This is a genomic window from Streptomyces sp. CAI-85, assembly GCF_013363615.1.
GTDB lineage: Bacteria > Actinomycetota > Actinomycetes > Streptomycetales > Streptomycetaceae > Streptomyces > Streptomyces antibioticus_B.
The window spans coordinates 1-2,467 of record NZ_JAANNX010000156.1 but is presented as its reverse complement, the minus strand read 5'-3'; the positions used below and the strand labels follow the sequence as shown (position 1 = coordinate 2,467).

Genomic DNA, 2,467 nt, shown 5'->3' with positions numbered 1-2,467 from the left:
TTCATGGGCGTGACGCGGATGTACCGCGCCTGGGCCCTGGCTTCCATGGTTGTCCTTCCAGTGTCTGTCATGGTCATTCCACCCCGCTGTTAGCGGCGCTTCGACTTCCGGTCGTCCTTGACGTGACCCCGGAAGGTGCGCGTCGGCGAGAACTCGCCGAGCTTGTGGCCGACCATCGACTCGGTGACAAACACCGGAATGTGGGTCTTGCCGTTGTGCACCGCGATCGTGTGGCCCAGCATGCTGGGGATGATCATCGAGCGACGGGACCAGGTCTTGATGACGTTCTTGGTACCGGCTTCGTTCTGGGCGTCCACCTTCTTCACGAGGTGGCCGTCGACGAAGGGTCCCTTCTTGAGACTGCGCGGCATCTGAACCCGCTCCTAGCGCTTCTTGTTCGTCTTGCGGCGGCGGACGATGTACTTGTTCGAAGCCTTCTTCGGCGAACGAGTACGACCCTCCTTCTGACCCCACGGGGAGACCGGGTGGCGACCACCGGAGGTCTTGCCCTCACCACCACCGTGCGGGTGGTCGACCGGGTTCATCGCGACACCACGGACGGTCGGGCGCACGCCCAGCCAGCGCTTACGGCCGGCCTTGCCCCAGTTGATGTTGCTCTGCTCGGCGTTGCCGACCTCGCCGACCGTGGCGCGGCAGCGCTGGTCGACCAGGCGGATCTCGCCGGAGGGCATGCGGAGGTGGGCCATCGAGCCCTCCTTCGCCAGGAGCTGCACGGAGGCACCGGCGGAGCGGGCGAACTTGGCGCCGCCACCGGGACGGAGCTCGATCGCGTGGATCGTGGTACCGACCGGGATGTTGCGGAGCGCCAGGTTGTTGCCCGGCTTGATGTCGGCCCCGGGACCGTTCTCGACGCGGTCGCCCTGCTGGAGGTTGCGCGGGGCGAGGATGTAGCGCTTCTCGCCGTCCGCGTAGTGCAGCAGCGCGATGCGCGCGGTGCGGTTGGGGTCGTACTCGATGTGCGCGACCTTCGCCGGCACGCCGTCCTTGTCGTGACGACGGAAGTCGATCACTCGGTAGGCGCGCTTGTGTCCGCCACCCTGGTGGCGAACGGTCACACGACCGGAATTGTTACGGCCGCCCTTGCTGTGCAGGGGACGGACCAGCGACTTCTCCGGCGTGGACCGCGTGACCTCGACGAAGTCGGCGACGCTGGAGCCACGACGGCCCGGCGTAGTCGGCTTGTACTTGCGGATTCCCATTTCTCAGTCCTCGTCCGATATCGGACGATCCGACCCGCTTACGCGGTCGGACCGCCGAAGATGTCGATACGGTCGCCCTCGGCGAGGGTCACGATCGCGCGCTTGGTGGCGGCGCGCTGGCCGAAGCCCGTGCGGGTCCGCTTGCGCTTGCCCTGGCGGTTGATCGTGTTGACCCCGGTGACCTTGACCGAGAAGACCGACTGGACGGCCTGCTTGATCTGGGTCTTGTTGGCGTTCGGGTCGACGATGAACGTGTACTTGTTCTCGTCCAGGAGCGCGTAGCTCTTCTCCGACACGACCGGCTTCAGCAGCACGTCACGGGGGTCCGTGTACGCCTTGCTGGGCGCGGTGACGACGGTGTTCTTGCCCTCGGTGGCGTGGCGCTTCGCCTTGGCGACGCGCGCGGCCTTGGCGGCCTTGGCGGCCTTCGCGGCGATGGAGGGGTGACGGACGGCCATCAGACCTCAGTCCCTTCGGTGTCGTTGGCCTTCGGGCCGGCGACGAAGGACTCGAGAGCGGCCTGGGTGAAGACCACGTCGTCCGAGACGATCACGTCGTACGTGTTCAGCTGGCCCGGCTCCAGGATGTGCACCTGGGGCAGGTTGCGGGCGGAGAGCCACGCGGCCTCGTCGCTGCGCTCGACGACGAGCAGCAGGTTCTTGCGCTCGCTGATCTTGCCGAACAGCGACTTCGCGGCCTTGGTGGAGATCTCGCCGTCGACCACGCCGGTGACGACGTGGATGCGGTTGTGGCGGGCCCGGTCGGTGAGGGCGTGACGCAGGGCGGCAGCCTTCATCTTCTTGGGGGTCCGCTGCGAGTAGTCGCGCGGCACGGGACCGTGCACGACGCCACCACCGGCGAACTGCGGCGCGCGGGTCGAGCCCTGACGGGCGCGGCCGGTGCCCTTCTGGCGGTAAGGCTTCTTGCCACCACCACGGACCTCGCCACGGGTCTTCGTCTTGTGCGTGCCCTGACGGGCAGCCGCGTTCTGCGCGACGACGACCTGGTGGATCAGCGGGATGCTGACCTTCTCCACGCCGAAGATCTCCGCGGGGAGCTCGACGCTACCGGTCTTCTCGCCGGCAGGCGAAAGGATGTCAACAGTGCTCATCGGTTACCTCAGGCCCCCTTGGCCGCGGTGCGGACCAGGACGAGGCCGCCGTTCGGACCGGGGACAGCGCCCTTGATGAGCAGCAGACCCTTCTCCGCGTCAACGGCGTGGACGGTCAGGTTCTGGGTGGTGACCC

Annotated in this window: 4 protein-coding genes and 2 pseudogenes; all 6 read right to left on the bottom strand. The window is 67.2% G+C overall.

Annotated elements, in window-relative coordinates:
- A pseudogene (locus G6W55_RS37315) lies at nt 1-71 on the bottom strand (50S ribosomal protein L22); the annotation flags it as partial.
- Nucleotides 72-89: 18 nt separating this feature from the next.
- A complete protein-coding gene (gene rpsS, locus G6W55_RS37310) occupies nt 90-371 on the bottom strand; it encodes a 30S ribosomal protein S19 (protein WP_030788278.1) in 282 nt (93 codons plus the stop codon).
- Between the two features lie 12 nt (nt 372-383).
- Entirely contained in the window at nt 384-1,220 is an 837-nt protein-coding gene (gene rplB / locus G6W55_RS37305) for a 50S ribosomal protein L2 (RefSeq protein ID WP_030788280.1), read from the bottom strand.
- A 38-nt stretch (nt 1,221-1,258) separates the two neighbouring features.
- Nucleotides 1,259-1,678 carry a 50S ribosomal protein L23 gene (gene rplW, locus G6W55_RS37300; protein WP_030788283.1) on the bottom strand — a complete coding sequence of 140 codons (420 nt, stop codon included), beginning with the start codon at nt 1,676-1,678 and terminating at the stop codon, nt 1,259-1,261.
- Nucleotides 1,678-2,331, bottom strand: coding sequence for a 50S ribosomal protein L4 (gene rplD / locus G6W55_RS37295; protein ID WP_085207952.1), 654 nt, complete (start codon nt 2,329-2,331; stop codon nt 1,678-1,680). The genes rplW and rplD overlap by 1 nt, the downstream gene beginning before the upstream one ends.
- A gap of 8 nt (nt 2,332-2,339) precedes the next feature.
- Nucleotides 2,340-2,467, bottom strand: a pseudogene (gene rplC, locus G6W55_RS37290) (50S ribosomal protein L3); the annotation flags it as partial.